The sequence below is a fragment of the Rhodopirellula maiorica SM1 genome (assembly GCF_000346295.1).
Taxonomy (GTDB): Bacteria; Planctomycetota; Planctomycetia; order Pirellulales; family Pirellulaceae; genus Novipirellula; species Novipirellula maiorica.
The window spans coordinates 1-3,124 of record NZ_ANOG01001099.1 but is presented as its reverse complement, the minus strand read 5'-3'; the positions used below and the strand labels follow the sequence as shown (position 1 = coordinate 3,124).

2 protein-coding genes are annotated in these 3,124 nt (G+C 57.1%); one reads left to right on the top strand and one right to left on the bottom strand.

Annotated elements, in window-relative coordinates; all coding sequences use genetic code 11:
• On the bottom strand, positions 1–279 hold a 279-nt coding region (locus RMSM_RS43270; RefSeq protein WP_008709337.1), incomplete at its 3' end, for a hypothetical protein.
• Between the two features lie 657 nt (positions 280–936).
• On the opposite strand from RMSM_RS43270, the gene RMSM_RS35465 reads away from it, so the two are divergent.
• Positions 937–3,045, top strand: coding sequence for a glucuronate isomerase (locus tag RMSM_RS35465; protein ID WP_008709333.1), 2,109 nt, complete (start codon positions 937–939; stop codon positions 3,043–3,045).
• Positions 3,046–3,124 lie beyond the last annotated feature (79 nt).

The following is a 3,124-nucleotide window of genomic DNA, read 5'->3' as shown; positions in this document are numbered from 1 at the left end:
GCCCTGGTCCTCTGCGCCCTGGTCCTCTGTGCCCTGGTCCTCTGTGTCCTGCTCCTCTGTGTCCTGCTCCTCTGTGTCCTGCTCCTCTGTGTCCTGCTCCTCTGTGTCCTGCTCCTCTGCGCCCTGGACTGTGTGGGGTGAGTCCGGGGGCGTTTGGATCAAAGCTCGGGCAATCGGTGCCCTTGCCGGTTCCACAGCCGATTCGATCAGCGAAGGTTTCGCTGCGAGACGCTCCGGTGCCGGAGGCTCTGTCGTCGAAGAGGATGCAGCGATTTTCATCCTCAGCATTGTTACTTCGACCGGTGGATGAGCGCCATCAAAACGTGGCTTCCCGCTGGATGAGGCTGATGCAGCAGGCGATACCGAATTGGCACGAGGCTCGTTATTAACACGGGGCTCGTCCGTCGCAGATGGACGGGATTGCGGCGAGTCGGTCGAAGAATTCGGAGGCGTCGATGACAAAGGATCGATAGGAAGCATGAGTGAACGGACTCCGATTGCACCGATGAACGTGCCGTTCATCGCTCATGCAAATGGACGGCTTGGATTGCGGTCCTATTGTAAAGCAGTGTCCGGCCAATCGGGAAATGATTTTTTGACTTGATCGGGGTGATTTTGCAGAACAAATGCCAAATCATCTCCCTAATCCGGGCGGTATTGCGGAATAGTACGCTTCGTCCGATTTTGCGGGTTTTTAGTGGTGTCCGAGTCAGAGCAGGCAATCGGAGTCGGCGATGGTTGCTGCTCCCGCGGCGACCAAGTTGTTCGTTTCGCGACCACAGCAGCGACGGAATGGCCGCAGCAACGGTGGGGCAGGCAGAGGGGGCAGCGAGAGGATTGTGCAATAGGGTCAAGACGAATCCCCTCGAAACAATGTATGCTAGGGGCCATCATTGACCCTTGTTTATTCGCACTTCCCGCCGGCGCCCCAGAGTTATGTCGCATCCAGCCCGAGACTCGATTTACCAAGCCATTGCCTCGATCCGATTGATCGATCCTCACACTCACATCAATCCTCATTCGCCCGCGTCGCGAACGCTCGCCGATCTGCTGGGCTACCACTACTACACGGAACTTGCTCATTCTTCGGGGATGCCCAAGCATGAAATCGAAGAGCCGGGGATTTCGCCTCACGAATTGGTTGGCCGCTTGGTGCACAACCTTGGGCCGATCGAAAACACGTCTCAGTACCGCTGGTTGGTCGAGATCTGTAAAAAGTTTTTTGGATTCGAGTCGGATCGCATCGACACCTCGAACTGGGAATCGGTTTACGACACCGCCGAACGCTCGATGGCATCGGCACAGTGGTCGCAAACGGTGCTCGATCAAAGCAACGTCGAAGCGGTTTTCTTGACCAACGATTTCGACGACGCGCTCAGCGGGTTTGATACTAACACCTACATCCCATGTTTGCGGACCGATGATTTGGTGTTCAAGTTGCATGAGCGCGAGGTGCGTGAGCGGCTGGAGCGCTGCAGCGGAGTGACGTTGACCAGTTCGCTCGGCAGTCTTCGTAGCGCCATTCGCCAGCGGTTCGAACACTTCACCGAAAACGGGGCACGCGCTTGCGCGATTTCGCTGCCGCCCTGGTTCGAACCGACAATGGTCAACGAAGGCCGTGCAACCAATGCGTTGGGCGCGGTGCTGCGTCATGGTGAATCGGTCGATGCTGCCCATCTGGCCGCGTTGTCACGAGCCGTGTTTTGGATGCTCGCCGAACTGTGTGACGAATTCAAATTGCCTTTCGATTTGATGATTGGGGTCAATCGCGGCGTCTATGCCGAAGGTGTGTTCCAAGGCCAAGACCTTTACGATTCGCGAGTCTCGCTGATCCAGTACCGCGAACTCTTCAACACGTTCCCCGAGGTCAAGTTTCCTGTATCGGTGCTCGCCAGTGTCACCAACCAGGAACTGGTCAGCTACGCATGGATCTTTCCCAACGTGATCACCAACGGTCACTGGTGGTACAGCAACACGCCGTCGTTTATCCACCGCGACGCCGCTGGCCGGCTCGAAGCGGTGCCGCAGACGAAACAAATCGGCTACTACAGCGACGCGTATAAGTTGGAATTCGTGTGGCCCAAGTTTGATATGTATCGCAACATCTTGGCCAATATTCTCGCCGAGCACTTTGTTGGCTTTAACGGCTGGAGCGAAGAGCAAGCGATTGAGCTGGGGTACAAAGTGTTGCGAGGGAACGTCGAAGAAATTTTCCCAAGCCGAGCCAGTGAAACCGCCGTCGCTGAAGAAACTTCAGCGTCGACACCGCAGCCCAGTGACGATCTGGGAGCGATCGGAGTCGCCGGCGCTGCAGCCGCCGCTTCGTCAGCCGCCTTGACCGGCGAAGCGATCGGGTTTGTCGAAGTTGATTCGGATCCCATCGCCTTGGACGACGAAGCCGATTCACCGCAAACCGATCTTGACGCATCCGCCACCGGCGATGCCGACGCATTGGAAACGATCCCAATGGACGACATGCAAGAAGTCGTCGACGAGCTGGACCCCTTGCCAAGCGAAGATGAATTGGGGGCGGTTGAGATCGCCGATGTCGAATTGGTCGATCATTCCACCGAGCGACAAGCGGTTGATGCCGAGGTAATCCAGTCCGAAGCGGATCCTGAGCCGCTGGACGTAGGCGATCTCTTTGGCGACGACGATGCGGGAATCGGTGAGGAAGCAGCCGACGGGGCTACGGCCCAGTCCGGCGACCCGTATGCTACGGTCTCCGATGAATCGCTGTTGGGGGATACGGATGTCAGCATTGATTCGCCAAGTGAGTCGACCGAGATCAATCCGCTACGTGGCGAAGAGTCGTTCTCACTCGACGAGGACTCGTTACGCGTACAGCCGGATCCGCTGACCGGCGAATTGACGTTCCCCACTGCCGATGGACCCGCCAACGAAGATTCGCAGACCGATCGTACGGCCAGCGACGACGAGACGCTTGATCAACTTGGGATCGGGTTTGTGGAAGAGGACAACGAAGAGCAAGTGCGTTTCGAAGCAACTTCGGAAATCGAAGACCCCGAAGAACCCAAGCGTTAAGAAGCAGGCTTGTCTCCGGCTCACTCGCACGCAACATCAACTTCACCTCCCCAAAGCTTTGCTTTATGGGGAGGTCGGA

What these genes read in the sequence shown, in the direction of transcription:
- RMSM_RS35465 (WP_008709333.1), top strand. Translation starts at nt 937, where the DNA reads ATGTCGCATCCAGCCCGAGACTCGATTTACCAAGCCATTGCCTCGATC.